Here is a 23693-nt window from a genome sequence, read left to right on the forward strand (position 1 = left end):
TTTCAGTTGAGGGTCACTTTTGTATGCTCTTTTTTCGGACAATTTCCTCGTAACAGCTTTTCATCCCCTTGAATTTGTTCCGTTAGCGCAATCTTGATCGTTATTATGTGTTCGTAATGACTGCTTGCTGCTTTTGTCCTGTCAAAGTAAATGCAACCCCGTCGCATTTACTTTGACGAGGTTGCATTTACTCTGAAAATTTACCCGGAACGTTTTCGCGGAAGAGTTTACAGCTCGAGAGATTCGCCGGGCCGCAGCACCGCGACCCTGCTGGCCGGCTCGCAGAGCGCCTTGAACGCCTGCGGATCCTGCCTGATGGCCGGGAACGTGTCGTAATGCATGGGCACGGTGATCTTCGCGCCGATGGCGCGGGCCGCGCGGGCCGCGTCGTCCGGCCCCATCGTGTAGAAATCGCCGATCGGCAGCAGCGCCGCGTCCAGTTTTTCCTCGGCCAGCAGCGCCATGTCGCCGTAAAAAGCCGTGTCGCCGGCGAAATAAACTTTTTTGCCGTCCATCTCGATCAGAAAGCCGCAGGCCAGCGCTCCCGGAAGGCCGCTGCCGTGGATCGCCTGAAGCAGCTTGACGCGCCCGAACGGCATCGGCCCCCAGCCGCCGATGTTGCCGAGACAGTTTTTCAGCCCCGCCTCCGTCAGCATGCCGCGCAGCTCGGCCACGCCGACCACCGTCGCCCCCGTGCGCCGGGCGATGTCCAGCGTGTCGCCGAGATGGTCGCCGTGACAGTGGCTGACGAGGATGAAGTCGGCGGGAACTTCGCCGGCTCTCGCGGCGGCAAGGTCGTTGCCACTCAGATAGGGATCGGTGAGCACGTGGTATTTTCCGTCGCACAGATCAAAACAGGCATGTCCCAAAAACGTCAGTCTCATGAAAATCGCTCCCTTCCATTTGGATCAGGCGTCGCATCCTGAACGAGCATTTCTACGGCTCTTCTCCTTGCGGCTCCAGCTGCGTACGTTCAGCATAGCATATTTTCGACGGAACTGTATCTTTGATGTTTAGATAACGGTAACTCTGTTAACGGAGACGATAAAACCGGTTGAGCGATCCTTCCAAGGTAGCGCGTCCTCTTCATGGCGGTCTACGTTTATTCGCTGCGAACGCGCAGTCCTTCGTTGCTTTTCAGCGACGTGGCCGACAGCATCAAATGGACTTTCATGAGCTGCTCCGCCTTGTCGGAGTCGTGCGCCAGCAGCGCCTTGAGCAGGGCGCGGTGCTCGTCGAGACTGGGGTTGGTGCTCATGTCGAAGAACGAATCGTAAAAGATCATGTACACGCAGGTGCGCGCCAGCAGATTGCCGACGAACTCCGCCAGCACGGCGTTGCCGGAACACTCCGCCAGCGTGCGGTGAAAACGGTTGTTCACGTCGAGATAGGCCTCGAAATTGCGGGCGGCGAAAATCTGCTCTTCTTCGTCGATCGTCTGCTGAAGCGTGTTCGCCTGCGCGCCCGTGATGTTGAGAGCCGCCTTGCGCGCCGCCAGACACTCCAAATATTCGCGCAGCTCGTAGGTATCCATGATTTCTTTCTTGGTCGGATTGGCCAGACGGGCGCCGGCGTTGGGGATCAGCGTCGCCAATCCCTCGGCGGTGAGGCGGCGGATCGCCTCGCGCACGGGCGTGCGGCTGACGTCGAGCTCCTGGGCGATCGCCTCCTCGGTGAGCCGGTCGCCGGGCTGGCGCTTTTTGGCGAAGATCTGGGCGCGCAGATGTCGGTAGACGAAATCCGCGGCAGTCGGGGCGTAAGCTTCCGGTTCTTTCATTTTCAGAGCCTCCTGCAAGCTGGGCTGAATGGACGGTCGGCCGTTGACTCCCGTCGCTGTCGGAACGATCTTCACAATTATACACCACATCGCCGCGAGCCGTTTCTGTGCGGATTTTTCGAGATATATCGCAGCTAAATTTTTGCAAAATACGATTTTTGCATTTTATTGCTGTAATTTTGTCTCATCGGATGGGAACAAATGAGTGATTTTGGGCAGATGAAAAAAACGCAAAGACGTATACAATGCTGAATTATAATAAATATCCGGCGAGACAGAATTTTGCGTCGATTGCTTATGTGATGTCGGCTGAAATTCGTATGCGTTTTCTGCAGGACCAAAACAGAAAATCGAAGGAAAGGCGGGGCGCAGAATATGAAAAGCCTTGTGATTCGCGGCAAGATCTGGACGGGATGCAAAGACCGCCCTTGGGCCGAGGCGACGGCAGTCGAGAACGGTCGTTTCGTTTACGTGGGCGATTGGGCCGGCGCTCGCGCTGCCTGTCCCGGCGCAGACGTGGAGGATTATGGCGCCAACATGGTCATGCCCGGCATGAGCGACGGGCATCTGCATCTGACCGCTTTTGCCCGTCAACGTCTCTACGTCGACCTGCTGTCGGTCAAATCTCTTGCGGAAGCCGGCGAGATGCTTCGCAAAAAAGCGGCGCAGCTCAAGCCCGGCGCATGGATCCGCGCCATTAACTTCAACGAGATGGCCTGGGCCGACACGACGCCGCCGACGCGGGAATGGCTTGACTCTTTCAACTTCGACCATCCCGTCGTGATGAGCCGTTACTGCGGCCATCGCCACATCGCCAACACCCGCGCCATGAAGGAAAGCGGCCTGTGGAACAGCGCCGATCCTTACGTGCTGCGCGACGAAAGGGGCGAAGTCACCGGCGTCATGACCGAAGGCGGCGCAGCTCCCATCATCGAAGCGGTGGCAGCGGAATACGAGACGCCGCAAAAGCTTACGGACGCGATGGAGGAAGCCGCGCTGTGCATGGCCTCTCGGGGCGTCACGTGCGGGCATGCCTGCGACGCGCCCAAATACGCTCTCGGCGAGGAAATCTTCACCTGGCAGAATCTGTACGAGCGGGGCAAACTGCCCGTGCGCGTGATCTGCTATCACGACCGGCTGCCGGAGTTCACCTTCCGCTCCGGCATCGGCAACGATCAGATCATGTACGGCGGCCTGAAGATCTTCATGGACGGCACGCTGGGCGGACACACCTGCGCCATGCGCGAGCCCTTCGACGACATGCCCGGGAGCCGCGGCGTACCCAATCACACCGACGAAGAGCTTGATCGGCTGATCCGCGCGGCTCACCGCCGCGGCATTCAGGTGCAGGCGCACATGATCGGCGACGCGGCCGTCGAACAGGCCGCCGGCGCCGTGGAACGCGTCATCGGGGAAGAGGGACGGCCGCGACTGCCGTATCGCTTCGTGCACGTGATCTGCTGTCCCAAAGACCTGCGCGAACGACTCGCCCGCCTTGGCGTCGTGCTCGACCTGCAGCCCTGTCAATGCTACACCGATCGCGTCATGGCGCCGTTGCGCCTCGGCGCGCAGCGCGCCCTCGACGCGTATCCCTTCCGCGCGCTCTGGGACACGGGGTTGCTTGTCGTGGGCAGCACCGACGCGCCGATGGAACTGGAGAACATGTGGATCGGCATCTGGAGTGCAGTGTGCCGCTGCGACGACGACGGCTCGCCGCTCAAGTACGATCCCTCGCAGACGCTGACGCTGGACGAAGCCCTGACGGCCTATACGATCAATCCGTGGCGCGCCGTCGGCAGAGGAAACGAGTTCGGTCGCATCCATCCCGGCTATCGCGCCGACTTCACCGTGACCGACGGCAATCCTTTTGAAAAGCCTGCCATGGAACTGCGCCGCACGACGCATCTGGCCACGTATCTGGAGGGAAGAAAGGTTTGGTCGCGCTGAAAATTTTTGCGCCGGAGCGGATGTTCCACGTGGAACATCCGCTCCGGCGCAGAGGCTGAAAGCCGCGCTGCGGCTCGGTTAACGGGGTGTTTTACCGGGCATCCGCGAGACGCTCGTATGCGAATTTGAAATCGTGAAGGAGGAAACAACGATGTTGGAAGAAGAAAAGAGAGTTCCGCACGAAACAAAACGCGAAGCGACGCTGGGAGCGGCGCTTCTGCTGATCGCCCTGATCACGCCGTCGTCTCGCTGGCAACGCTGAAATACGGCGTCGACGTGCACGTGCCCATCGCCATGCTGGCCATGGTAGTGGCTCTGGTCGACTGCTGGTGGCTGAAGCTGAAATACGACGACGTCATGCAGGCGGCGCTGAACAGCATTATGGCCTCGCTGCCCTCGTGCATGATCTTGATGCTCGTCGGCATTCTCATTGGCATCTGGATGCGTGCCGGCATCATCCCCGGCCTGATCTATCACGGTCTGGACATCCTCAGCCCCGCGTACTTCCCGCTGGCCACCATGGTGATCTGTTCGATCATCGCTCTCTGCACCGGTTCTTCGTGGTCCACCGAGGCAACGATCGGCGTCGCGCTGATGGGCATCGGCAACGGGTTGGGCGTCCCCGCCGCCATGACCGCCGGCTGCGTGGTCTCGGGAGCCTACTTCGGCGACAAAATGTCGCCCCTTTCGGATACCACGAATCTGGCTCCGGCCGTGGCCGGAAACGACCTGTTCGATCACATCCGCGCCATGCTCTGGACCACTCTGCCGACACTGCTGATCTGCTTCGCCGTGTACATCTTCTGGGGGCGCGGTTTTGCCGGTCAGACGCTGGATGCCGAGCGCATCAAGGCCATCCAGACCATGATCGCCGCCGAGTTCAACGTGAGCTGGCTCTGCGTCGTGCCGCCGCTTGTGGTTATCGTCGCTTCGGCGCTGAGAGTCCCCGCCATGCCCGGCATCTGCCTCGGTATTCTCGTGTCCGTCATCATGGCCTTTACCCAGGGCGTTTCCATCGGCGAGATCTGGTCCCTTGGCCAGAGCGGCTACAAACCTCAGCTGACGGCTCAGGTCGCCGGCGCCGCTGACATGACGGCCGTTGCCGGGCTCCTGGCCGAAAGGGGGATCACGCTTGCGCCCGAACTGGCCAAGGACGTGTCCGCCATGATCTCTCGTCTTGTGGGGCGCGGCGGCATGTTCCCGATGATGTGGTCCGTCGAGCTGGCTATCGCCGCGATGGCCATGGGAGGTTTTCTTGAAGCGGGCGGTTTCCTGCGCGTTCTGCTCAGCGCCATCACTCGCGGCGTGCGCCGTGCCGGCGGCCTGATCGCCACGACGATCGCCTCCTGTTTTATCGGCAATCTGCTGACAGGCAGCCAGTATCTTTCCATCATCATCCCCGGGCGCATGTTCAAGGAAAAATTCGCGGAGAGCGGGCTCGCACCCCGCATGCTGTCCCGTTCGCTGGAAGACTGCGGCACGCTGACTTCCGTGCTGATCCCATGGAACGTCTGCGCCGGTTACGCGGCGGGCGTCCTCGGCGTCGCCACGCTCGATTACGCTCCTTATGCCCTCTTGAATTGGCTCTGCCCGTTCGTCGCGATCGCCATCACCTACCTCGGTATCGGCGTATTCTGGCGCCAGCCCGACGGCTCCATCAAACGCGAACGCCGTACGCTGATCAACGCCAGAGCAGCCGAATAATATCCTGCATTGAAAGCTTGACTTTGTTACATTCCGAGGGCAATTCCACACTGACTCCCGATAAAAAACGACGAACGAGTTGGAAGGCAACTCGTTCGTCGTTTGAGTCAAAAATCTACATCACGAAGCGGCGCGGTAGGCGTTCAGCCGGCCGCTTTTTGGGACGTCCTCGCGGCGACGCGCGCGTCTCCCCGCGCTCGTCACAGCTCGAACTTTTTGCCCGTTTCCCGGCGTGCCTGCAGACCGGACGTTTCCAGAATGATTTCCGCGACGTTGGTGGCGTGGTCGCCGATGCGCTCCATGTTGCTGACCAGGTCGATGAAGAGTACGCCGGACGAGGGCGTACAGGTCCCGTCGTTGAGGCGCTGCATGTGCATGTGCCGCAGTTGCTTCTCCATGGCGTCGACCCGGTCTTCCATCGTCACCGACACCTCGCGGGCCAGTTCGACGTTCTCCGCGCGCAGGGCTTCGAGCGCCTTCTGCACCATCTCGCGGACCAGAGCCATCATGGCGGAAAACTCCTGGACGGCCGACGGCGAAAATTCGAGATTGTGGTCCTGAAGGTATTCGTAAAGCTCCATCATGTTCTGGGCATGGTCGCCGATGCGCTCGATGTCGCTGGAGCCGTTGACGAGAGATTCGAGCAGCGAGGAAAGATGATCGGAGATGTGGCGCTGCCAGAGCTTGGCGGCGAAAGAGGCGACGCGCCGCGTCAGGTCGTTGAGGCCGTCCTCCACTTGGTTCAGCTTGGCTGCGGCGGACGGGTCCTTGGCGGCGAAGGCCTGCTTTACCAGGTCGAGCATTTCCAGCGCCATGCCGCCCATGTTCAGCAGTTCATTGCGCACCGCCGTAAGCGCGGCGGCCGGCGACGTGTTCAGCAGGCTCTCGTTCAGATAACGGGCGCCGGTGTAAACTTTTTCATCCCTGACCGGAAGCAGTTTCTGGATCAGCCGGGCGAGCAGGCTCACAAAGGGCAGCTGGAACATGGTGTTGACGACGTTGAAGAGCGTATGGGCGTTGGCCAGCTGACGGGCGATATTCCCGGACGTGTGCGAGATCAGCGCCGAGTAAGGGACAAGCAGCGGCAGGAAGATGGCCACGCCGAGCAGATTGAAGAGCACGTGTCCCGCCGCCGCCTGCTTGGCCGAGCGGCTCGATCCCAGTGCGGCGATGACGGCGGTGATCGTCGTGCCAAGATTGTCGCCCAGCAGGATGGCGATGGCCGACTGGAGCGGCAGCAGTCCCTGCACGGCCATGGCGATCGTCAGGCCGACGGTGGCCGAACTTGACTGCACGGCCATGGTCAGCAGCGTACCGGCAGCCACGCAGAGCAGCGGCCGAGAGGCGAAGCTGAGGAAAAACTGTTTGTTGGCGGCGAGAAAGCCGAGCGCGTGCTCCATCGTGTTCATGCCGATGAAAAGCAGGCCGAAGCCGAAGATGCCGTTGCCGACGTAGCGGCGCTTTTTGGAATGGCCGAACACCGCCAACAGCATGCCGATGCCCAGCAGCGGCAGCGCCAGCTCTTTCATGTTGAAAGCGACCAGCTGCGCCGTGACGGTGGTGCCGATGTTGGCTCCCATGATCACGCCGAGCGCCTGTTTCAGCGTCATCATCCCCGCCTGCACGAAGCTCACCGACATGATCGTCGTGGCGGCGCTCGACTGGATCACCATCGTCACCAGCGTGCCGACCAGCGCGCCTTTCAGCGGCGTACTCGTCAGCGACGCGATGAGCGTGCGCATGCGGTCGCCCGCCAAGTCCTGCAGGGCGTCGCCCATCAGTTTGATGCCGTACAGAAACAGCCCGACGCCGCCCATGATCTGGAACAAAGTGCTCAGATTCATTCGTTCCCCCCGTTTCTCATGAAAAGCCGTCCCTTCGATGAAGCAGACGTTTCTTCGCTTCAAGGTGCCGATGGGAACCCCGTGGCGAAAACGTTATTTTTTCCCCGATCCCGAGGCGGAAAACTCCGGCGGCAGCGGTTTCAGCGTCGCCTTGAAGGTGCCGTCGTCGTTATAACAGCTGGCGACGCGGATCGCGCGGTCAACGATGCGGTAGGAGAGCCCTTCGAGCTCGCGGCGCAGTTCGTCGGGGATCAGCGCGTTGGAAGTCCACGAAAGTTCGACGCCGCGGTTCCACAGCCGATAATGAAGCGTGGCGCCGCGCCGGAGATGACCGCCCACGCGGGCGCTGATCACGTCGAAGAGGGCCAGGTCGAAGCGCTTCAGCACCGCCGTGAGCACGACGCCGGGAGCAAGGCGCTCCTGCGGTTCGTCCACGCCGATCACGTAAAAACCCTCTTCGATGGCGGCTTCGACGACGCCGTTTCCCGACAGCCCCGCCGCCTGGAAGATCACCTGTGCGCCCTCGTCATGCATGGCGCGGGCGATGGCCTTCGCTTTTTGAGGATCGTTCCAGGACTGGACGCTCCGTTTCAGCAGCGTCGTCCGTCCGTCGGCGTCCTTGGCCCCCTGCTCGAAGCCGAGCAGAAAATCCAGCATTGCCGGCGTTTTTTCGCCGCGCTCGCCGAGGATGATGCCGATCTTCCGGGAATTTCGGCGCGCCGCCAGACGGACGGCCAGCACGCCGGCCAGATAACTGGCTTCGCTCTGGTGGAACAGCACCGACGAGACCCCGGGATTGACGGATTTCGCGTCGAACAGCACAAAATCGGCGCTTTCGTGCGCGCGGGCCGCCCTGTCGACCGCTTCGGCGAGAGGACTGCCGACGGCGAGCACCAGCCGGTTCCGCCGGGCGGCCTCCGCGACAGTCGACTCGTATTCGGCGCTGTTGTAGTTGCAGAGATAGCTGGTGATCTTAACGTCCAGTTCCGATCGGGCGCGCTTGATACCGCTCAACGACGAACGGAACATCGAGTCCTCGGGACCGCAGGAAAAAACGACTCCGATCGGCAGAGGGCGGCGCGCCTGAAGCGGCGCGGCGCTCACTGACCATACGGCCAGCAGCAGTAAAACGCGAAGGAAACGCATCACATCCCGCCTTTCAAAAAAATGCCGGAAGCTCTCGGACTTCCGGCATTTTGCGGCCGGAAGACAACGGCCTCCCGACCGAAACGATCTAAAGGAAAAGTTCCCGCGCGCAGACCAGCGCGAACGCCAGGATCGCCGTGCCGCAGGCGAAACTGGCCGCGTCCTTGGCGGCTTTGGCCAACGGATGCCGTTCCGGCGTGCAGAGATCCACCGTCTTTTCGATGCCGGTGTTGAGCGCTTCCGCGACCAGCACCAGCAGCCCCCAGGGCAGCGCGGCGCCGAGGGCGGAAAGGCCGCGCCGCCAGCACACGACCGACAGCGCGGCAAGCAGCATGACCAGCTCCTGACGGAACGCGGCTTCCTTGAGCAGCACGAGAAAGCCGCTCCAGGAATACGCCAGCGCTTTGAAAAAATGTCTCATCACACCACGTCCTGAAAGATTCTGCCGCGGAGCGGAACGCCGCTCCGCGTTTTTTTATTCCCTATTCGGGAGTGAAAATACTCTCGATGTATTTCTGTTCCTGATCGAGCTGAAGCTGAATCAGAGCCCACTTCTGCTCTTCGGGGCTCATCTTGCGGAACTCCGCCCAATCGTCGTCCTCGATGATCTCTTCGTCTTCCGCCGGAGGCAGCGCTTCGTCGCGGAGCAGCTCCAGCTCGTCCTTGGAAAGCTCTCGTTTGTCCTTCATGAACTCTTCTCCCCCTTCACTGGTATGATCAGGCATCGGGGCCAAGTTCCCCCTTGGCGACAACGGCGGTGTTCCCGCCCAGAGCGGCGCGGAAGCGCGTCTCGTCAAGCCGTTCGAAAGCGACGCGGTTCGTGCCGCCGGGATTGTGCACCTCGATCGGGCCGTCCATGCCGAACAGCAGACTGACCGACAGCGCCGACGCCACGCCGCCCGTGCCGCAGGAATCGGTGAGGTCCTCGACGCCGCGCTCGTAGGTAACGGCCGTCAGCTCGCCGCGTCCGACGGGGCGCGCGAAGTTCACGTTGCAGCCCTGCGGGAACAGCGACGCGTCCGCACGAAACGCGCGGCCGATACGCCGGCAGTCCTCGCGGCTCAGCTTCTCCGATGCGAACAGCACGAGATGGGGCACGCCCACCCACAGAAAACAGCTGCGGAACGTCGCGCCGTCCATCGTCAGCGGCCGGTCGATCCAGCCCGGCGCGAACGACTGCTCGCCCAGGTCGATCTCGGCGAAGCTGCCCTCGACGCGCGCGCGCATCACGCCCGCCAGCGTCTCGAACGTCATTTCGGCCGGCGCGACGCCGCGCTCGCAGGCGAAGCGCGCGATACAGCGCGCGCCGTTGCCGCACATTTCGGCCTCCGATCCGTCGGCGTTGAACAGCCTCATGCGGAAATGCGCGTTCGCGGACGGCTCCACGATCAGCAGCCCGTCGGCGCCGATGGAGGCGCGGCGGCGGCATAGGCGTCGCGCCAGTTTCGCCAGCTCGGCCGACGATTTCTGCGCGGCCAGCATGTCGAGCGTGATGAAATCGTTGCCGTTGCCGTTGATCTTCCAAAACTCCATGCTCATTCCTCCGCGAGGCGCTTTATTTTTCCATTCTCATTTTACCTCAAGCGGCGCGCTCTGTCCAAAACTTTCCGTTTCGCTCCGCGACGTCTCGTTTTCCTCCTCTGGACAAAGGAAATCCAGTAATATATAATATGGTCAGCTTTGGTTAGACGACAAAGATCGCCCTGACCAGTGGAGGTGTCCGGCTATGAGCGTAGCCTACAAAGACTATTACGAAATTCTCGGCGTGTCCAAGACCGCCACGGAACAGGAAATAAAGAGCGCGTACCGCAAGCTGGCGAAGAAGTACCATCCCGACGTGAACAAGACCCCCGGCGCGGAGCGGAAGTACAAGGACGTGAACGAAGCGTACGAAGTGCTGCACGATCCGGAAAAGCGCCAGAAGTACGACGCCCTCGGCCCCAACTGGGAAGCCGCGCAGCAGTTCGGCGGACAGGGCGGCGGTTTCCAGGGCTTCGGCGGATTCCCCGGCGGCGGCGTGCACATGGAGTTCGGCGACGGCGGCGGCTTCAGCGAGTTCTTCCAGACCATCTTCGGCAACATGGGCGGCCCCGCGCGGGGCTTCAGCGCCAGCGACCTCTTCGGCGGCCGCGGCCGCGCGGCCCGCGGCGAAGACAGCGAAGTGCGGATCACGCTTTCGCTGGCCGACGTGATGGCCGCGCCGCTGAAACGGAACATGACCCTCAGCGGCGCAGCGGGGCCCCGCACCATCGAGGTGAACCTGCCCCGCGGCATCCGCGAAGGCTCGCGCCTGAAACTGCGCGGCCAGGGCGCGCCCGGCCGGGGCGGAGGCGAGAACGGCGATCTCTACGTCGTCGTTCACATCGAGACGGACAGCCGCTTCGAGATCAGCGGCTACGACCTCGTCACCGCCGTGACCGTGGCGCCGTGGGACGCCGTGCTCGGCGGGACCGTGAGCGTGCCGTCTCCCGAAGGCGCGCTGAAAGTGAAAGTTCCCGCCGGCTCCCAGTCGGGAACCCGCCTGCGGCTGCACGGCAAGGGACTGCCCATGCGCGGCGGCAGCCTGCGCGGCGACCTTTACGCCGTGATCGGGATCAGCGTGCCGCAGAACGTCTCTTCCCGCGAACGGGAACTGTGGGAACAGATCAGGGCGCTGCACGCCTGACGCTCGCTTTTCTGCGGCGAAGGGAGGCGGGCGAACGACATCTGCCGGAGGCGCGGGGGATTTTATGCATTCTTTGAGCGGAGCGGGCGATAATTTTTGCCCTTCCGGGAGATACATGATATAATTGGTCGGAGTACAAGAACCAAATCTATCCATGGGGGGTAATACGATGAAAATTGGTGAATTGATTCAAAGCGGCGACTGGAAAGGCGAAAAGCACGTTCCCGTGATCGAAGCGCCGGCGTCCGTCAAGGCGGGGGAGACGGCCCACGTGATGCTTTCGGTGGGCAAGGAGATCGCCCATCCCAACACGATGGAGCATTACATCGCCTGGATCAAGCTCTACTTCAAGGGCGCGTCCAGCAAGTTCGCGGTCGAACTCGGCGAGCTGACCTTCGACGTCCACGGCGACAACGCCACGGCGCCTCAGGGATGCCTGCACGTCAAACTCAAGGAGAGCGGCACGCTCATCGCCGTTTCCTACTGCAACATCCACGGCCTCTGGGAGTCCAGCGCCGAGATCGCGGTGGAGTAATCCGCCTGCGGAACACAAATTCTTCAAAGACAAAAAAGCCGGTGATCGCTTGATCATCGGCTTTTTTCATGAAATCATGCCCTGCCCGCCGGATCAGTCGTCGACGTAGAATTCGCGGGCGTGTTTGCGCCACAGGAAGAGCGCGGCGACGGCGCTGAGCGTGCCGAGCAGCAGTCCCCAGACGATGTAGCTCAGGTGCCCTTTGCCGATCAGATAGCCGCCCAGGCCGGCCAGCGCGTAACCGTAAGCGATCAGTGTGCCGACGGAAAGAAACGTGACGATCAATCTCATGGGAAAAGGCTCCTTTGTCTGAATTATAGAAAGAACTTCCTGCCACGTATTGTACCAGTTTCTTCACTCTCTGTGTCACGATGCTGCGGCTCGTGATACAATAAACTGACCTGAGAGAAAACGGAGTCGCCGAGGGATAATATTTTATCGATAAGGCCCGTTTTTGAACGAATAATCCAGGCGGCCTCCTTTCACGCCGCCGTCCCAGCTCAGAGGAGATGCATCCATGGAAAAGAGAACCCTTCCGACGCTCGATTTGAAGAGGCATTACGCGCAGATCAAGGAAGAAATCGACGAAGCGATCCGCGGCGTGGTGGAGAACCAATATTTCGTGCTCGGCCCCGAAGTGAAAAGCTTCGAGACGGAGGCGGCCAATTATCTCGAAGTCAAACACGCCGTCGGCTGCGCTTCCGGTTCCGACGCGCTGCTGCTCGATCTGATGGCGCTCGACGTGGGGCCCGGCGACGAGGTGATCACCACGCCGTTCACGTTCTTCGCGACGGTGAGCGCGATCACGCGCCTCGGCGCTACGCCGGTTTTTGCCGACATCGACCCGAAAAGCTACAACCTCGATCCCGCCAAGGTGCTGGAAAAGATCACGCCGCGCACGAAGGTTTTCATGCCCGTGCACCTGTTCGGCCAGATGGTGGAGATGGAGAAGATCGCGCCCGAGCTGAAACGCCGCGGCATCCATATCGTCGAAGACTGCGCCCAGGCTTTTGGCACGTGGCGCAAGGCGGACGGCAAAATCGTCCGCTGCGGCGGCTGGGGGGATCTGGGCGCCTTTTCGTTTTTTCCCACCAAGAACCTCGGCGCTTACGGCGACGGCGGCATGGTGACCACGAACGACGACGCCCGGGCGGAACGTTTGAGCCGTCTGCGCGTACACGGCGCCGGGACCACCTACTTCCACGACGAAGTGGGGCTCAATAGCCGTCTCGACGCGCTGCAGGCCGCGATCCTGCGCGTGCACCTGCGCCATCTCGACGAGTGCCTCGAGGAGCGCCGCCGCATCGCCGACCGCTACCGGATGCTGTTCGCCGAGCGAGAACTGGGCGAATTCATGACGGCGCCTTACGAACTTCCCGGCAACTACCACACCTATCATCAGTACGTGGTCCGCGCCCGAAAGCGCGACGAGCTGATGGACTTCCTCGGCGCTGAAGGGATCGCTTCGAGAGTTTATTACCCGCTGCCGCTGCATCTGCAAAAGTGCTTCGCATTCCTCGGCGGCACACGGGGCGATTATCCCGAGAGCGAAAAGCTCGCCGAAGAGTGTCTGGCGCTGCCGGTTTTCCCCGGGCTGACCATGGAGGAGCAGCAGCGGGTGGCCGATGCGATCGCGAAATTCTACAAGTAGACAGGCGGTAAAATCGTAGTTTTTACCAATATTGACCAAATCGTCTGTTCATGATTCAATAGGGCTAACCTAAAAAACGGGAGGTCTTTGAAAATGATGCCTATGCTGGGTCTTGACTGGACCATGATCATTCTGTTTCCCGCGATCCTGTTGGCGATGTGGGCGCAGGCGCGCGTGAAAAACGCCTTCGCCACTTACTCGCGGGTCCATTCGCGCAGCGGCCTGACGGCCCGCGAAGCGGCGCGGCAGATCCTCGACAGCTACGGTCTGTCGGGCGTGCCCATCCGGCAGGTGGGCGGACAGCTGACCGATCACTACGATCCGCGCGACCGCAGCCTGTCCCTTTCGGAGCCCGTTTACGACAGCACGTCCATCGCCGCGATCGGCGTCGCCGCTCACGAAGTGGGGCACGCCGTGCAGCACGCCACGGGCTACGCGCCGCTGCAGATCCGCAACGCCGTGGTGCCGCTGCTGTCGCTGTCGTCGAGCGCGGCCATGCCGCTGTTCTTCATCGGTCTGCTGAGCGCTTCGAACATGCTGATGAACATCGGCATCCTGCTGTTCGTCGGCGTGCTGGCGTTTCATCTGATCACGCTGCCCGTGGAATTCGACGCCTCCAACCGGGCGCTCAAGGTGCTTTCCACGAACGGCATGATGACCCGGGACGAAGTCGGCGGCGCACGCAAAGTCCTCAACGCCGCGGCCATGACGTATGTGTCGGCCACACTGATGGCGGCGCTCCAGCTCGTGCGTCTCCTGGCGCTTCGCAACTCGCGCAGCCGCGACTGACGATGGTCGAAAAATCGGGTGGTCCCCGAGAAAGGGGAGGCCACCCGTTTTTTGACTGTCTGCCTTCGGGAGGATGACGATGAGATTTAATCCCTTATGGCTGATGTTGTTGTTCCTGTTTCTGTTTTCCGGAGGCTGGATCCTGCTGATGCCGCTTTTTTTGATGATGATCGTGTTCTGCGGCGGGATCTTTCTCGCCGGCGCGTCGGCGCGCGGGCTGACGAAAGCGCCGCGGCAGATCTGGGACATGCTGTTCGACGCCCGCGTACGCGCCAATCTGACGCTCTGCCACGCGGCCTGTAATGTGCTCCGCCGGAACGGCTGGCCGGGAGTGACCGGCAGCGCTTCGGCGGCGGGATTTTTCATCGACGGCGTCGACGACGAAAACGCCGTCTACGAGGCTTCGATACAGGCGCTGGCGCGTCTGAAAAACGGCGAGAAATCGCTGCGGATCCTTCCGGAAAGCCCGCTGTTCCGCGTCATCGCCATGGGCCTGTCGGCCCTGTCCCTGGTCGTTCTGCTGGCGGCCGCGGGGAGCGCGAACGCGGTCAGCGTGGTTGCGGCTGTCGTCCTGTCGTGGTTCGTCGCCCCTTACGTCGCTCCATTTGCGCAGGGAATCGCGCTGAGCGGCAGCGACGTGACGGGGCTGCAGGTGCAGGGCGCCGCGTTCCGCGTGCTCACGGCAACGGCGCTGGGCGGACGTTTCAGCAGCGTCGAACGCGGCGTGGAGGTGTCCACAGCGGCGGAAAATGTCATCGAGGCCGAAATTGTCGAAGATTAAGCCCCCAGCGGCGGAAAGGACGTCGGCGCCCATGCGCGGAGTGGAAGCGGCCATGTACCTTTGGCGCCAGGTGAGCAAAGGCGGCATCGTCAGCGAGTCGCTGCGGGCGCTGGGCGACCGCGTTTCGCCGCCGGACCGCACGTTGGCGGCGTCGCTGGCGTATGCGCTCGTGCGACGGCTTTCGCTGTGGGAACATCTGCGCGAAAGATTCCTGCTGCCGCGTCCGGAAAAGTTTTCCAAGCCGGTGCGGGCGGCGGTCTTGACGGGCGCGGCCGGGCTGACGGAGCTGGAAAAGTTCGCGCCCGCCGTGCTGATCTCGTCGCTGATCGAGTGGACGAAGGCGCGCGATCCGCGCGGCGCCCGCGTGGTGAACGCCGTGCTGCGCCGCGTGCTGGAGGAAGGCCCGGCGGAGCTGGCGCGCCTGCGGAACGACGGCCGTCTGGATTCGCTGTGCCTGCTCAGCGGCGTGCCGCTCTGGGTGGGCGAACGCTGGCGCCGCGACTACGGCGCGGACGAAGGGCGCCGGCTCGTCGAACAGAACGCCGGCGGCAGCTCGCTGTCGCTGCGTCTGTCGCCGGGTGCGCCGCGGGATCTGCCCCAACGGCTTGAAGAAGCGGGACAGATCGTGGCGGAATCGCCGCTGCCGGAGGGGCTGCGCCTGGCGGACACCGCGCTGCCCAGCGCGCTGCCGGGGTACGGAGAAGGCTGGTTCGCCCCTCAAAGCGAGTCCTCGATCCTCGTCGGCACGGAAGCCGCCGATTTCGAGGGAACGCGCCTGCTCGACATGTGCGCCGGCCGCGGCGTCAAGACCGGCCAGATCGCCCAGCTCCGCCCCGACATCGCCGTCGAAGGCTGGGATCTCTCCAAAGGCCGCGTCGCCGCCGGCGTCCGCGAGATGGAACGCCTGAAACTGAGCGGCCGCGTCGTCATGCGGACGGGAAGCGCCCTCGAGCTGGAGCCGCTGGCCGCCCCCGACGCGATCCTCGTCGACGCGCCCTGTTCCGGCAGCGGCACCTGGCGCCGTCACCCCGAAGGCAAATGGCGGCTCTCGCCGGAAAGTCTGACGGAACTGGCGGAGCTCCAATATCGGTTGCTGTGCCGCGCTTTTTCGCTGGTCAAAAAGGGCGGTAAAGTGGTATATTCCACGTGTAGCCTTCTCGCTGCGGAAAATGAAGAAGTGGTGGAGAAAGCGCTGCGCGCCTTCCCGGAAATCTCCGAACGCCCCCTTTCCGCGGATTTCGGAGGGATCGATCGCGGGAGAGGCCGCGTGCTGACGCCGGAAAATCCTTGGACCGACGGCTTTTATCTCGCCGCGTTCTCGAAATAAATTTTTTCTATCGGAGGCAAACATCATGGGCAGAACCTTTCGAGCGGCATTGTTGGTGGTGCTGCTGTGCATCATCGGCAGCGCGGCCTTTATCAGTTATAAAGTCTTCTTCTCCAATCCCGCCCGTTCGATCCCGCTGCTGAAAGGCAGTTCGGTCATCGAGGCCGTACAGACGCTGGAGCGCATGGGCATCAAAGCCCGCGTCGAGGAAGAGGATTCGGCGCTTCCCCGCGGCACCGTCATCGGCCAGTGGCCGGAGACGGGCGTCAAGCTCCGCGCCGACAAAGTGGCGATCCTCAAAGTCAGCCGCGGTTCCGAAAAGCTCCCGCTGCCCGATCTGCGCGGTCTGACGGAGAAACAGGCCGTGGCGCGTCTCGAAGAGGCGGGGTTCGTCCTCGGCGAAGTGCAGAAGATCAATCACGAGCGTCCCGCCGGCGTCGTCATCGCCCAAAATCCCGCGGCGCCCGTCTCCATTTCCCAGAGCCGCGAAGTCGGCCTGCTGATCAGCCTCGGGCCGGCCGCCGCTTCCGGCATGGTGATCGTTCCCGATCTCGTCCAGCGCGACGAGAAGACGGCCGAGGCTCTGGCGCGCGAAAGCTCGCTGCGTCCCCGCGTGGAGTACGTTTACAGCAACAGCTCGCCGCAGGGCATGGTCGTCTCCATGAATCCCGCTGCCGGCCAGCGCGTGGCCCGCGGCGCCGACGTTCATCTGCGCGTCGCCAGCTGGGACCGCAAACTGGCGCCGCAGCAGGACGGCGGTGAGAAGAGCGGCGGCGGCGCGAAAGTGACCGTCGTAGAGCCCGGCATCGATCCAGACACGGCAGCCGTTCAGAACCGGCAGGGCGACGGCGCCGCGCAGACGGCGCCGGACGACAAGAAGCAGCCGCCTGCCGAAACGAAGAAAAAAGTCGCTTCGATCCGTTATCAGGCGCCGCCCGTGAGCAATCAGACGCTGGTTATCGAGCTGATCGACAAAGAAGGCGAGCACACGCTCGTGAACCGCAAGGCCAAGGCCGGCGAGTACATCAAGATCAACGCCCCCTACGTGGGCGAAGCCGTCGTCACCATCTATCTGGGAGGCAATTTCGTATGGCAGGATCGTTACAATTGAAACCGTTTCTGATCGCGCCCTCGATCCTTTCCGCCGATCCTCTGGCGGTCGGCGCCTCCGTCGACGCGCTGAAAAACGATTTCGACTGGCTGCACGTGGACGTCATGGACGGCCATTTCGTCCCCAACCTCTCCTACGGCCCCGCCGTCGTCAAGGCGCTGCGCCGCTGCTATCCCGACGCCGTCATCGACGTTCACCTGATGGTCGAGCCCGGCGAGGATTTTCTCGACATGTTCCTCGAATCCCGCCCCGATTACCTTGTCGTTCATCAGGAAACGTGCCGCCACCTGCACCGAGCCCTTTCGAAGATCCGCGCCGCCGGCGTCCGTTCCGGCGTGGCGCTCAATCCCGCCACGCCCGTGGAACTGATTAAGCCCGTGCTGAACATCGCCGACGTGGTGCTGCTGATGTCGGTCGATCCCGGTTTCGGCGGCCAGTCCTTCATCCCCGAGGTGACGGAGAAGGCCGTGACGCTGTGTCAGCTGCGCGAAGCCCGCGGCCTGAAGTTCCTGATCGAGATGGACGGCGGCGTCGGCGCGCCCAACGTCGCGCAGGTGCGCCGCTGCGGCGTCGACGTGGCCGTGATGGGCAGCGCCGTTTTCGGCACGCCCGACCCGGCGGCGACCGTCGCGAAAATGCGTGCGCTGGCGGATGGAGAATAGCGGAAGCGCCCGCGTGCGCGAGCGGTGTTTCATGTATTTTTAAGGAGGAACCACGATGAAAGACGCGAACACCCCTACGAGCGAGCGCAGGAAGGATGAACCCCGTTCGCTTCAGGAACTGGGAGCCGAGCTGCAGCGCCTGCGCGAAAGCAAAAATCTGACGCTCGACGACATCTCGGCGGCGACCTGCATCCGGAAGAACTTTCTCGAGGACATCGAGGCGGGGAATTTCGCCCGCTTCAAAGCGCTGGTGTACGCCCGCGGTTTCGTGCGCACCTGCACGACGCTGCTCGGCGCTCCCGAGCTGTGGAACGAATACCGCCAGCAGTTGACGATCGACACTTTCGGGCCGGCCCAGGGCGCGTCGGAATCCGCCGACCGGTCAGAAAGCGCGGGGAGACGGCATTCCATGATGCCGCCTTCCTCGGTGCGGGCCGGCGCCGCGAACATGGGGCTGCCGGCCCGCGGCTTCCGGCACAGCTCGACGCGCCGCAACGGCGTGATTCTGTTGGTTCTGCTCATCGTAGGAGCGCTTGGCGGACTGTGGTTCAACTGGGACCGCCTCCGCGGCGAAGTTTCCAAGCTGCAGCGGGAACAGGCCTATGACGAAATGAAGAGCCGCGAAGCGGAACAGGCGCGCCACGACGAAATGCGGAAAGCCGAGGAAGCGGCGGTGCAACGCGAAATGCAGGCTCGCCGACAGGCAGAAAACGCCGGCGCGGAGCCGGACGCCGAGCCTCCCCTCGTCCCTGCGGAGAAACCGGCCGTCATGCCGGAGAAAACGGGCGAAGCCGCCGCCAAGGCCGCGTTGACGATCCGCGCCAGCGGCGACTGCTGGCTGCGCGTCAGAGAGGGAGACAAAGACCTGCTTGTGACCACGGTGCGCGAAGGTTTTGAACAGACCTTCCCGCTGGACAGGACGCTGTCCGTCCGTTTCGGCGCCGGACAGAACGTGCAGGTCTCCACGAACGGGACGGATTTCAGTTCTCCCGGCGGCGGCGTGCAGCGCCTCGAATACCGTCCCGACGGCTCGAGCCTGAAAGTGAGAAGATAACCCTGTGAAGAACCTCTACATCGTCAGCCTCGGCTGCCCGAAGAACGCCGTCGACAGCGAACACCTCGGCGGCGTTCTCGAGGCGGCGGGATTCCGCCTCGTCAGCCGCGCCGAGAAAGCCGACGTCGCGCTCGTCAACACCTGCGGCTTTCTGCAGGCGGCCGTGGAAGAGGGCATTCAGGTCATCCTCGATCTGGAACGGCTGAAAAAAGAGGGTGTCGTCAGCCGGATCGCCGTCGTCGGCTGCATGCTGAACCGTTACGGCGACGAACTCAAGGCCGAGTTCCCGACGGTCGACTTCTGGGCGAAGTCCGAGAACTGGGGCGCGCTGCTCCGCGAGATGGGGCGCGACGTTCCGGCCGCGGCGGCGTCCGGCTGCCTGCGCGCCGATCTGTCGGGCACGCCCTGGACGCGCTATCTGAAAATCAGCGAAGGCTGCAACAGCCATTGTTCCTACTGCGCCATCCCCGGCATCCGCGGCCGCCTGCGCAGCGTGCCGGTAGCGCAGATCGTCGGCGAAGCGCGCCGCCTCGTCAATGAAGGCGCGAAGGAGCTGTGCCTCGTCGGCCAGGAGCTGAGCATCTACGGCGCCGACCTGTTCGGCCGTCCCTCGCTGCCGTTCCTGCTCGACGAGCTGGAGAAGGAGCTGCCGCGCGGCGTCTGGCTGCGTCTGTTCTATCTGCATCCCTCTCTGGTCGACACGGCCTTTCTCGAACGCGTCGCCGCCAGCCCCGTGATTTTGCCGTGGCTCGACATCCCCATCCAGCACGTCGACGACGGCGTGCTGCGGCGCATGAACCGCCCGCCGGTGGAGCGCCACATCCGCGAGCTGTTCCGGCGCGGGCGCGAGATCGATCCCGATTTCGCCTTCCGCACCACGCTGATGGTGGGATTCCCCGGCGAGACGCGGGCGCAGTTCGACAAGCTGCTCGACTTCGTCGAGGAGATCGGCTTCGACCGCCTCGGCGCGTTCGTCTATTCGCCCGAGGACGGCACGCCGGCGGCGGCGTTTCCCGACCAGATCCCCGAGGCGGAGAAGACGGCGCGCTACAACGAACTGATGGAACTGCAGCAGCAGGTCTCGCTGACGCGGCAGGCGCATTTCGTCGGGCATGAGCTGAACGTGCTGATCGACGAGGTCGACGAGGAAACGGGCGAGCGCGTCGGCCGCTCCTTCCGCGACGCGCCCGAGATCGACGGCGTCGTCGCGGTGACGGGAGCGGAGCGCGCCCGGCCGGGCGACGTGATCGCGGTGAAGATCACCGCTTCATCGGAATATGATTTGTCGGGAGTGGCGATCCATGAATAACGATCCTGTGGTGACGCCGGCGGGGCTGATCGCCACCGTCGGCGGGTTGGGGAAAATCGTCAAGAAAGCGCCGGGCACGGCGGGAAGCGTCGCGGCCTGCGTGCTGGCGGTGTTTCTGCCCGAGCCGGTCCGTCTGGCGGCGATCGCCGCGCTGGCAGCATTAGGCGTCTGGGCGGCAGGGGCATATGAAAAGGCCTGCGGCCGATCCGACCCCGGCGAAGTGATCATCGACGAGGTGGTCGGCCAGCTGATCGCCACGATCGGGCACGCGGCCGTGGTCGGGCAGGGCGGCGGCGCGGTGAATTTTCTCATCCCCAGCTTCCTGCTGTTCCGCTTCTTCGACATCCTCAAGCCGTGGCCGGTCAACGCCTGCGAGAAGGCCCCCGGCGGTTTGGGAATCATGCTCGACGACGTGGCCGGCGGCGTTCTGGCCAATCTGGCGCTCTGGGGCCTGAGAAAGGTCTTCATCGAGGGCTGGTGGCCTTTTTAGGGAACGCGGCGATTTTCGAAGGAGGTCCGTGAGTGATGACGCAGGAAGAAAACATCACGGCGCTGGCGCTGAAACTCAAAGAACTGGCGCTGGCGCGGCACGTTACCGTCGGCACGGCGGAATCCTGCACGGGCGGCCTGATCGCCGGCGCGATCACGGCGGTCCCGGGAAGCAGCGAGTACTTTCTCGGCGGCGTCGTCAGCTACGCCAACGCGGTGAAAACGAAGCTGCTGGGCGTGCCGAAGGAAATTCTGAACACGGTCGGCGCCGTCAGCGGCGAATGCGCGCGTTTCATGGCGCAGGGAGCGGCGAAAGCGCTCGGCGCCGACTGGGCCGTGTCGGTGACCGGCGTGGCCGGCCCCGACGGCGGCAGCGCGGAAAAACCCGTTGGCACGGTATGGTTCGGCTTATGCGGCCCTCGCGGAGTCGAAGCCCATGTGCGCCGTTTCGTCGGCGGCCGCGCCGCAGTGCGAGCGCAGACGGCGGCTCACGCCCTCTCGATGCTGGTCGAGGCGCTGGCGGAGGCGGAGTGATGGAGCGCGTGCGCTGTTTCTTTTGCCTGCCGCTTGCGCCCGAGCTGAAAAAAGAGATCGCCGCCTGGATCGCCGCAAACCGCGCCGCGGTTTCGGGCGTCCGCTGGGTGGCGGAGGGCGATCTGCACGTGACGCTGCGTTTCTGCGGCGAGATTCCGCAAGCCGCGGCGCAGGCTCTTGGCGAGCGCGTGAAAGATCTGCTGTCGGAACGTCGGGCCGCTCCGCCGACGCTGACTTTGCGGAAAACAGGCACGTTCGGCCGGCCGCCGCGGGTGCTTTGGGCAGGTTTGGGCGGCGACACGGCGGCGCTCGAACGGCTGAACGCCCTGATCGAAGGCGCCTGCCGCGACGAGGGGCTGCCGCCCGACGGCCGGAAGTTCTCGCCTCACTTGACACTGGCCCGTATGGACGCCTCGCGCGGGTTCGACCCGGCGGCGCTGGACGCCCTGCGCCCGTGGAAGCTCACCGGGCGCGGCTGGACGGCCGACCGCGCGATCTTCATGCGCAGCCGCCTGACGCCCGCAGGTCCGCGCTACGAACCGTTGACGGTCTGCCGCTTGGGAACGGCGGCGGACGGAGCGTAGATTCCGATAAAACCACAGAGACTGGAGGAGTTTCCCTTGGCTGAAACAAAAAAGGGCAAAAAACTGACGCGCGAGGACATTCTCGAGCAGGCGCTCGACGACATCCGCAGCAAGTTCGGCGACGGTTCGATCATGCGCCTCGGCGAGCGCAACACGGCGAACGTGGAAGTGATCCCCACGGGCATCCTGCCGCTGGACGTGGCGCTCGGCATCGGCGGCCTTCCCCGCGGCCGCATCGTCGAGATTTTCGGACCGGAGGGCAGCGGCAAGACCACGCTGGCGCTGCACGCCATCGCCGAAGCGCAGAAGGCCGGCGGCGTGGCGGCCTTCATCGACGCCGAACACGCGCTCGATCCGCGTCTCGCGGCGGCGTTGGGCGTGCAGATCGAATCGCTCTACCTGTCGCAGCCGGACAGCGGCGAGCAGGCGCTTTTCATCCTCGAGACGCTGGTGCGCAGCGGCGCTGTGGACATCGTCGTCGTCGACTCGGTGGCGGCGCTGACGCCGCAGGCGGAGATCGACGGCACGATCGGCGAGAGCCAGGTGGGGCTGCAAGCGCGCCTGATGTCCTACGGACTGCGCCGCCTCACCGCCTCGATCGCCCGCAGCAACTGCGTCGTCGTGTTCATCAACCAGCTGCGCGCCACGATCCCCACGGGCTACTCCAAGGGCCCCACGGAAACGACGACGGGCGGCCGCGCTCTCAAGTTCTACACCTCGGTGCGCGTCGAAGTGCGCCGCGGCAAGCAGATCTCCAAGGGCGACGACGTGATCGGCCACGAGCTCTACATCAAGGTGGTCAAGAACAAGCAGGCGCCGCCGTTCCGCAGCGCCCACTGCTCGCTGATCTACGGCAAGGGCATCCCCCTGACCATGTCCATCGTCGACATGGCCATCGACGCCAACGTGGTCAAGCGCAAGGGCTCGTGGCTCACCTACAAGGGCGAGACGCTCGCCCAGGGCAAGGACCGTCTGGCCGAGTTCCTCGACAAGAACCCCGAGATGCTGGCCGAGATCCGCAAGACCGTGCTCGATCAGGCCGCCGAAGGCCTGGGCTTCTACGCGGCGCCGGAAAAAAGCGACGACGAAGATTCCGTGGACAGTGGCCACGGCGTGGATATCGACGAAGAAGTGATCGATCTGGACATCTCCGACGAGTCCATGCAGGACGAAACGGAGAAAGAGAGCAAAAAGTAACGCTGCGTTTTCCCCGAAAGCGCGGCGAAGAAACGCGAAGAGCCCCCGATCGTAGATCGTGCGATCGGGGGCCCTTCGCGTTTCTTCGCCGTTTTCCGTCCCGTCGAAAACCGGCGTTACTTGAGCTTGCCGGAGGCGCGCAGCAGGCGTCTCATGTTTTCCATATCCGACTTCAGTTCGGCGATCTCGCGCGCCTGGTCGGCCTGGCTCTCGGCGAGCTTGTGCTTGAGCGAGGCCACTTCGGCCTGCAGTTCGGCGTTCTCCTTCTGCATCACGTAGACGCTGCTGATCGGGCCCTTGCGGTAGCGTTCGGGGATCTGATCCTTGTCTTCTTTCCTGCCGATCTTCCAGGTCAGTCCGGCGTTGACCATCGAATCGCCGTGGTGGGTGACGGACACTCCGGCGTGGACCATGAAGTCTTCTTTCAGGTAGTGCGCGAAGCCGAGGGCCAGCGCGTACTCGCCTCTGTACGCTCCGAAGCCGGCCATGATCTGGCTGGGTTCGACGGGGTCGTACTGCATCGGTTTCAGGCCGGCGAGGGCGGAGCCGAGCGCTCCGGTGGTCTTGATTTCGCCTCTCAGTTCGCC

Annotated in this window: 25 protein-coding genes; 16 read left to right on the forward strand and 9 right to left on the reverse strand. The window is 63.3% G+C overall.

The window, feature by feature from the left end:
• Positions 1–227 precede the first annotated feature (227 nt).
• Positions 228–884 (reverse strand): metal-dependent hydrolase, encoded by a 657-nt coding sequence (locus D7D26_RS08785; protein ID WP_120372807.1) that lies wholly within the window; start codon positions 882–884, stop codon positions 228–230.
• 218 nt (positions 885–1102) lie between these two features.
• Positions 1103–1777: a GntR family transcriptional regulator gene (locus tag D7D26_RS08790; RefSeq protein ID WP_078015290.1), complete on the reverse strand. Its 675-nt coding sequence runs from the start codon at positions 1775–1777 to the stop codon at positions 1103–1105.
• Between the two features lie 375 nt (positions 1778–2152).
• Between D7D26_RS08790 and D7D26_RS08795 the strand changes: the two genes are divergently transcribed.
• Both D7D26_RS08795 and nhaC read left to right on the forward strand, forming a co-directional pair.
• Positions 2153–3724, forward strand: a complete 1572-nt coding sequence (locus D7D26_RS08795; RefSeq protein WP_120372808.1) for an amidohydrolase — start codon at positions 2153–2155, stop codon at positions 3722–3724.
• 282 nt (positions 3725–4006) lie between these two features.
• Positions 4007–5428 (forward strand): Na+/H+ antiporter NhaC, encoded by a 1422-nt coding sequence (nhaC, locus tag D7D26_RS08800; protein ID WP_233543518.1) that lies wholly within the window; start codon positions 4007–4009, stop codon positions 5426–5428.
• A gap of 200 nt (positions 5429–5628) precedes the next feature.
• Here the strand turns inward: nhaC and D7D26_RS08805 are convergent, their stop codons facing one another.
• The 5 genes from D7D26_RS08805 to dapF all read right to left on the reverse strand — a co-directional run bounded on the left by D7D26_RS08805 (position 5629) and on the right by dapF (position 9951).
• Positions 5629–7272, reverse strand: a complete 1644-nt coding sequence (locus D7D26_RS08805) for a Na/Pi cotransporter family protein (RefSeq protein ID WP_120372810.1) — start codon at positions 7270–7272, stop codon at positions 5629–5631.
• Between the two features lie 93 nt (positions 7273–7365).
• Complete coding sequence (locus D7D26_RS08810) at positions 7366–8418, reverse strand: BMP family ABC transporter substrate-binding protein (protein ID WP_120372811.1); 1053 nt, start codon at positions 8416–8418, stop codon at positions 7366–7368.
• An 88-nt stretch (positions 8419–8506) separates the two neighbouring features.
• Positions 8507–8839 (reverse strand): diacylglycerol kinase, encoded by a 333-nt coding sequence (locus D7D26_RS08815; protein WP_078015285.1) that lies wholly within the window; start codon positions 8837–8839, stop codon positions 8507–8509.
• A 61-nt stretch (positions 8840–8900) separates the two neighbouring features.
• A complete protein-coding gene (locus D7D26_RS08820) occupies positions 8901–9107 on the reverse strand; it encodes a flagellar assembly protein FliH (protein ID WP_078015284.1) in 207 nt (68 codons plus the stop codon).
• A gap of 28 nt (positions 9108–9135) precedes the next feature.
• Positions 9136–9951, reverse strand: a complete 816-nt coding sequence (gene dapF / locus D7D26_RS08825) for a diaminopimelate epimerase (RefSeq protein ID WP_120372812.1) — start codon at positions 9949–9951, stop codon at positions 9136–9138.
• Between the two features lie 193 nt (positions 9952–10144).
• On the opposite strand from dapF, the gene D7D26_RS08830 reads away from it, so the two are divergent.
• Positions 10145–11083 carry a DnaJ C-terminal domain-containing protein gene (locus D7D26_RS08830; RefSeq protein WP_078015282.1) on the forward strand — a complete coding sequence of 313 codons (939 nt, stop codon included), beginning with the start codon at positions 10145–10147 and terminating at the stop codon, positions 11081–11083.
• A gap of 169 nt (positions 11084–11252) precedes the next feature.
• Complete coding sequence (locus tag D7D26_RS08835; RefSeq protein ID WP_078015281.1) at positions 11253–11618, forward strand: class II SORL domain-containing protein; 366 nt, start codon at positions 11253–11255, stop codon at positions 11616–11618.
• A gap of 93 nt (positions 11619–11711) precedes the next feature.
• Here D7D26_RS08835 and D7D26_RS08840 read toward each other — a convergent pair whose 3' ends face one another.
• Positions 11712–11909 carry a hypothetical protein gene (locus D7D26_RS08840; RefSeq protein ID WP_078015280.1) on the reverse strand — a complete coding sequence of 66 codons (198 nt, stop codon included), beginning with the start codon at positions 11907–11909 and terminating at the stop codon, positions 11712–11714.
• Between the two features lie 226 nt (positions 11910–12135).
• On the opposite strand from D7D26_RS08840, the gene D7D26_RS08845 reads away from it, so the two are divergent.
• The 12 genes from D7D26_RS08845 (at position 12136) to recA (ending at position 23106) form a co-directional block, all read left to right on the forward strand.
• Positions 12136–13269, forward strand: coding sequence for a DegT/DnrJ/EryC1/StrS family aminotransferase (locus D7D26_RS08845; RefSeq protein ID WP_120372813.1), 1134 nt, complete (start codon positions 12136–12138; stop codon positions 13267–13269).
• A gap of 93 nt (positions 13270–13362) precedes the next feature.
• Positions 13363–14058 carry a zinc metallopeptidase gene (locus D7D26_RS08850; RefSeq protein ID WP_078015278.1) on the forward strand — a complete coding sequence of 232 codons (696 nt, stop codon included), beginning with the start codon at positions 13363–13365 and terminating at the stop codon, positions 14056–14058.
• A gap of 79 nt (positions 14059–14137) precedes the next feature.
• A complete protein-coding gene (locus D7D26_RS08855) occupies positions 14138–14839 on the forward strand; it encodes a DUF6391 domain-containing protein (protein ID WP_147413062.1) in 702 nt (233 codons plus the stop codon).
• Positions 14840–14870: 31 nt separating this feature from the next.
• Positions 14871–16166: an RsmB/NOP family class I SAM-dependent RNA methyltransferase gene (locus D7D26_RS08860; protein WP_158606323.1), complete on the forward strand. Its 1296-nt coding sequence runs from the start codon at positions 14871–14873 to the stop codon at positions 16164–16166.
• A gap of 25 nt (positions 16167–16191) precedes the next feature.
• On the forward strand, positions 16192–17277 hold the full coding sequence (locus tag D7D26_RS08865; RefSeq protein ID WP_120372816.1) for a PASTA domain-containing protein: 1086 nt from the start codon (positions 16192–16194) through the stop codon (positions 17275–17277).
• Positions 17256–17939, forward strand: coding sequence for a ribulose-phosphate 3-epimerase (gene rpe / locus D7D26_RS08870; protein WP_120372817.1), 684 nt, complete (start codon positions 17256–17258; stop codon positions 17937–17939). Before D7D26_RS08865 ends, rpe begins: the two co-directional genes overlap by 22 nt.
• A 55-nt stretch (positions 17940–17994) precedes the next feature.
• Positions 17995–18993 carry a helix-turn-helix domain-containing protein gene (locus D7D26_RS08875; RefSeq protein WP_078015273.1) on the forward strand — a complete coding sequence of 333 codons (999 nt, stop codon included), beginning with the start codon at positions 17995–17997 and terminating at the stop codon, positions 18991–18993.
• A gap of 4 nt (positions 18994–18997) precedes the next feature.
• Positions 18998–20302 carry a 30S ribosomal protein S12 methylthiotransferase RimO gene (gene rimO / locus D7D26_RS08880; RefSeq protein ID WP_120372818.1) on the forward strand — a complete coding sequence of 435 codons (1305 nt, stop codon included), beginning with the start codon at positions 18998–19000 and terminating at the stop codon, positions 20300–20302.
• Positions 20295–20792: a phosphatidylglycerophosphatase A family protein gene (locus tag D7D26_RS08885; protein WP_158606324.1), complete on the forward strand. Its 498-nt coding sequence runs from the start codon at positions 20295–20297 to the stop codon at positions 20790–20792. Before rimO ends, D7D26_RS08885 begins: the two co-directional genes overlap by 8 nt.
• Positions 20793–20827: 35 nt before the next feature.
• The gene (locus D7D26_RS08890) at positions 20828–21325 is read left to right on the forward strand and encodes a CinA family protein (protein ID WP_120372820.1); all 498 of its coding nucleotides are present in this window, start codon (positions 20828–20830) and stop codon (positions 21323–21325) included.
• Positions 21325–21909: an RNA 2',3'-cyclic phosphodiesterase gene (thpR, locus tag D7D26_RS08895; RefSeq protein WP_158606325.1), complete on the forward strand. Its 585-nt coding sequence runs from the start codon at positions 21325–21327 to the stop codon at positions 21907–21909. The genes D7D26_RS08890 and thpR overlap by 1 nt, the downstream gene beginning before the upstream one ends.
• A 36-nt stretch (positions 21910–21945) precedes the next feature.
• On the forward strand, positions 21946–23106 hold the full coding sequence (gene recA / locus D7D26_RS08900) for a recombinase RecA (RefSeq protein WP_120372822.1): 1161 nt from the start codon (positions 21946–21948) through the stop codon (positions 23104–23106).
• A gap of 116 nt (positions 23107–23222) precedes the next feature.
• On the opposite strand, the gene D7D26_RS08905 is transcribed toward recA, so the two are convergent.
• Positions 23223–23693: YadA C-terminal domain-containing protein (locus D7D26_RS08905; RefSeq protein WP_199674742.1), on the reverse strand; the 471-nt coding region annotated here is incomplete at its 5' end.

Source organism: Pyramidobacter sp. CG50-2 (assembly GCF_003612005.1).
Classification (GTDB): Bacteria; Synergistota; Synergistia; order Synergistales; family Dethiosulfovibrionaceae; genus Pyramidobacter.

Bases quoted from the DNA above. Each gene is read 5' to 3' on its own strand.
- D7D26_RS08820 (WP_078015284.1), bottom strand. From the start codon at position 9,107: ATGAAGGACAAACGAGAGCTTTCCAAGGACGAGCTGGAGCTGCTCCGC.
- D7D26_RS08790 (WP_078015290.1), bottom strand. From the start codon at position 1,777: ATGAAAGAACCGGAAGCTTACGCCCCGACTGCCGCGGATTTCGTCTAC.
- D7D26_RS08785 (WP_120372807.1), bottom strand. From the start codon at position 884: ATGAGACTGACGTTTTTGGGACATGCCTGTTTTGATCTGTGCGACGGA.
- dapF (WP_120372812.1), bottom strand. From the start codon at position 9,951: ATGGAGTTTTGGAAGATCAACGGCAACGGCAACGATTTCATCACGCTC.
- D7D26_RS08830 (WP_078015282.1), top strand. From the start codon at position 10,145: ATGAGCGTAGCCTACAAAGACTATTACGAAATTCTCGGCGTGTCCAAG.
- D7D26_RS08845 (WP_120372813.1), top strand. From the start codon at position 12,136: ATGGAAAAGAGAACCCTTCCGACGCTCGATTTGAAGAGGCATTACGCG.
- rpe (WP_120372817.1), top strand. From the start codon at position 17,256: ATGGCAGGATCGTTACAATTGAAACCGTTTCTGATCGCGCCCTCGATC.
- D7D26_RS08840 (WP_078015280.1), bottom strand. From the start codon at position 11,909: ATGAGATTGATCGTCACGTTTCTTTCCGTCGGCACACTGATCGCTTAC.
- thpR (WP_158606325.1), top strand. From the start codon at position 21,325: ATGGAGCGCGTGCGCTGTTTCTTTTGCCTGCCGCTTGCGCCCGAGCTG.
- D7D26_RS08865 (WP_120372816.1), top strand. From the start codon at position 16,192: ATGGGCAGAACCTTTCGAGCGGCATTGTTGGTGGTGCTGCTGTGCATC.
- D7D26_RS08875 (WP_078015273.1), top strand. From the start codon at position 17,995: ATGAAAGACGCGAACACCCCTACGAGCGAGCGCAGGAAGGATGAACCC.
- D7D26_RS08850 (WP_078015278.1), top strand. From the start codon at position 13,363: ATGATGCCTATGCTGGGTCTTGACTGGACCATGATCATTCTGTTTCCC.
- D7D26_RS08835 (WP_078015281.1), top strand. From the start codon at position 11,253: ATGAAAATTGGTGAATTGATTCAAAGCGGCGACTGGAAAGGCGAAAAG.
- D7D26_RS08885 (WP_158606324.1), top strand. From the start codon at position 20,295: ATGAATAACGATCCTGTGGTGACGCCGGCGGGGCTGATCGCCACCGTC.
- D7D26_RS08890 (WP_120372820.1), top strand. From the start codon at position 20,828: ATGACGCAGGAAGAAAACATCACGGCGCTGGCGCTGAAACTCAAAGAA.
- D7D26_RS08855 (WP_147413062.1), top strand. From the start codon at position 14,138: ATGAGATTTAATCCCTTATGGCTGATGTTGTTGTTCCTGTTTCTGTTT.
- D7D26_RS08795 (WP_120372808.1), top strand. From the start codon at position 2,153: ATGAAAAGCCTTGTGATTCGCGGCAAGATCTGGACGGGATGCAAAGAC.
- D7D26_RS08815 (WP_078015285.1), bottom strand. From the start codon at position 8,839: ATGAGACATTTTTTCAAAGCGCTGGCGTATTCCTGGAGCGGCTTTCTC.
- D7D26_RS08860 (WP_158606323.1), top strand. From the start codon at position 14,871: ATGCGCGGAGTGGAAGCGGCCATGTACCTTTGGCGCCAGGTGAGCAAA.
- D7D26_RS08805 (WP_120372810.1), bottom strand. From the start codon at position 7,272: ATGAATCTGAGCACTTTGTTCCAGATCATGGGCGGCGTCGGGCTGTTT.
- D7D26_RS08810 (WP_120372811.1), bottom strand. From the start codon at position 8,418: ATGCGTTTCCTTCGCGTTTTACTGCTGCTGGCCGTATGGTCAGTGAGC.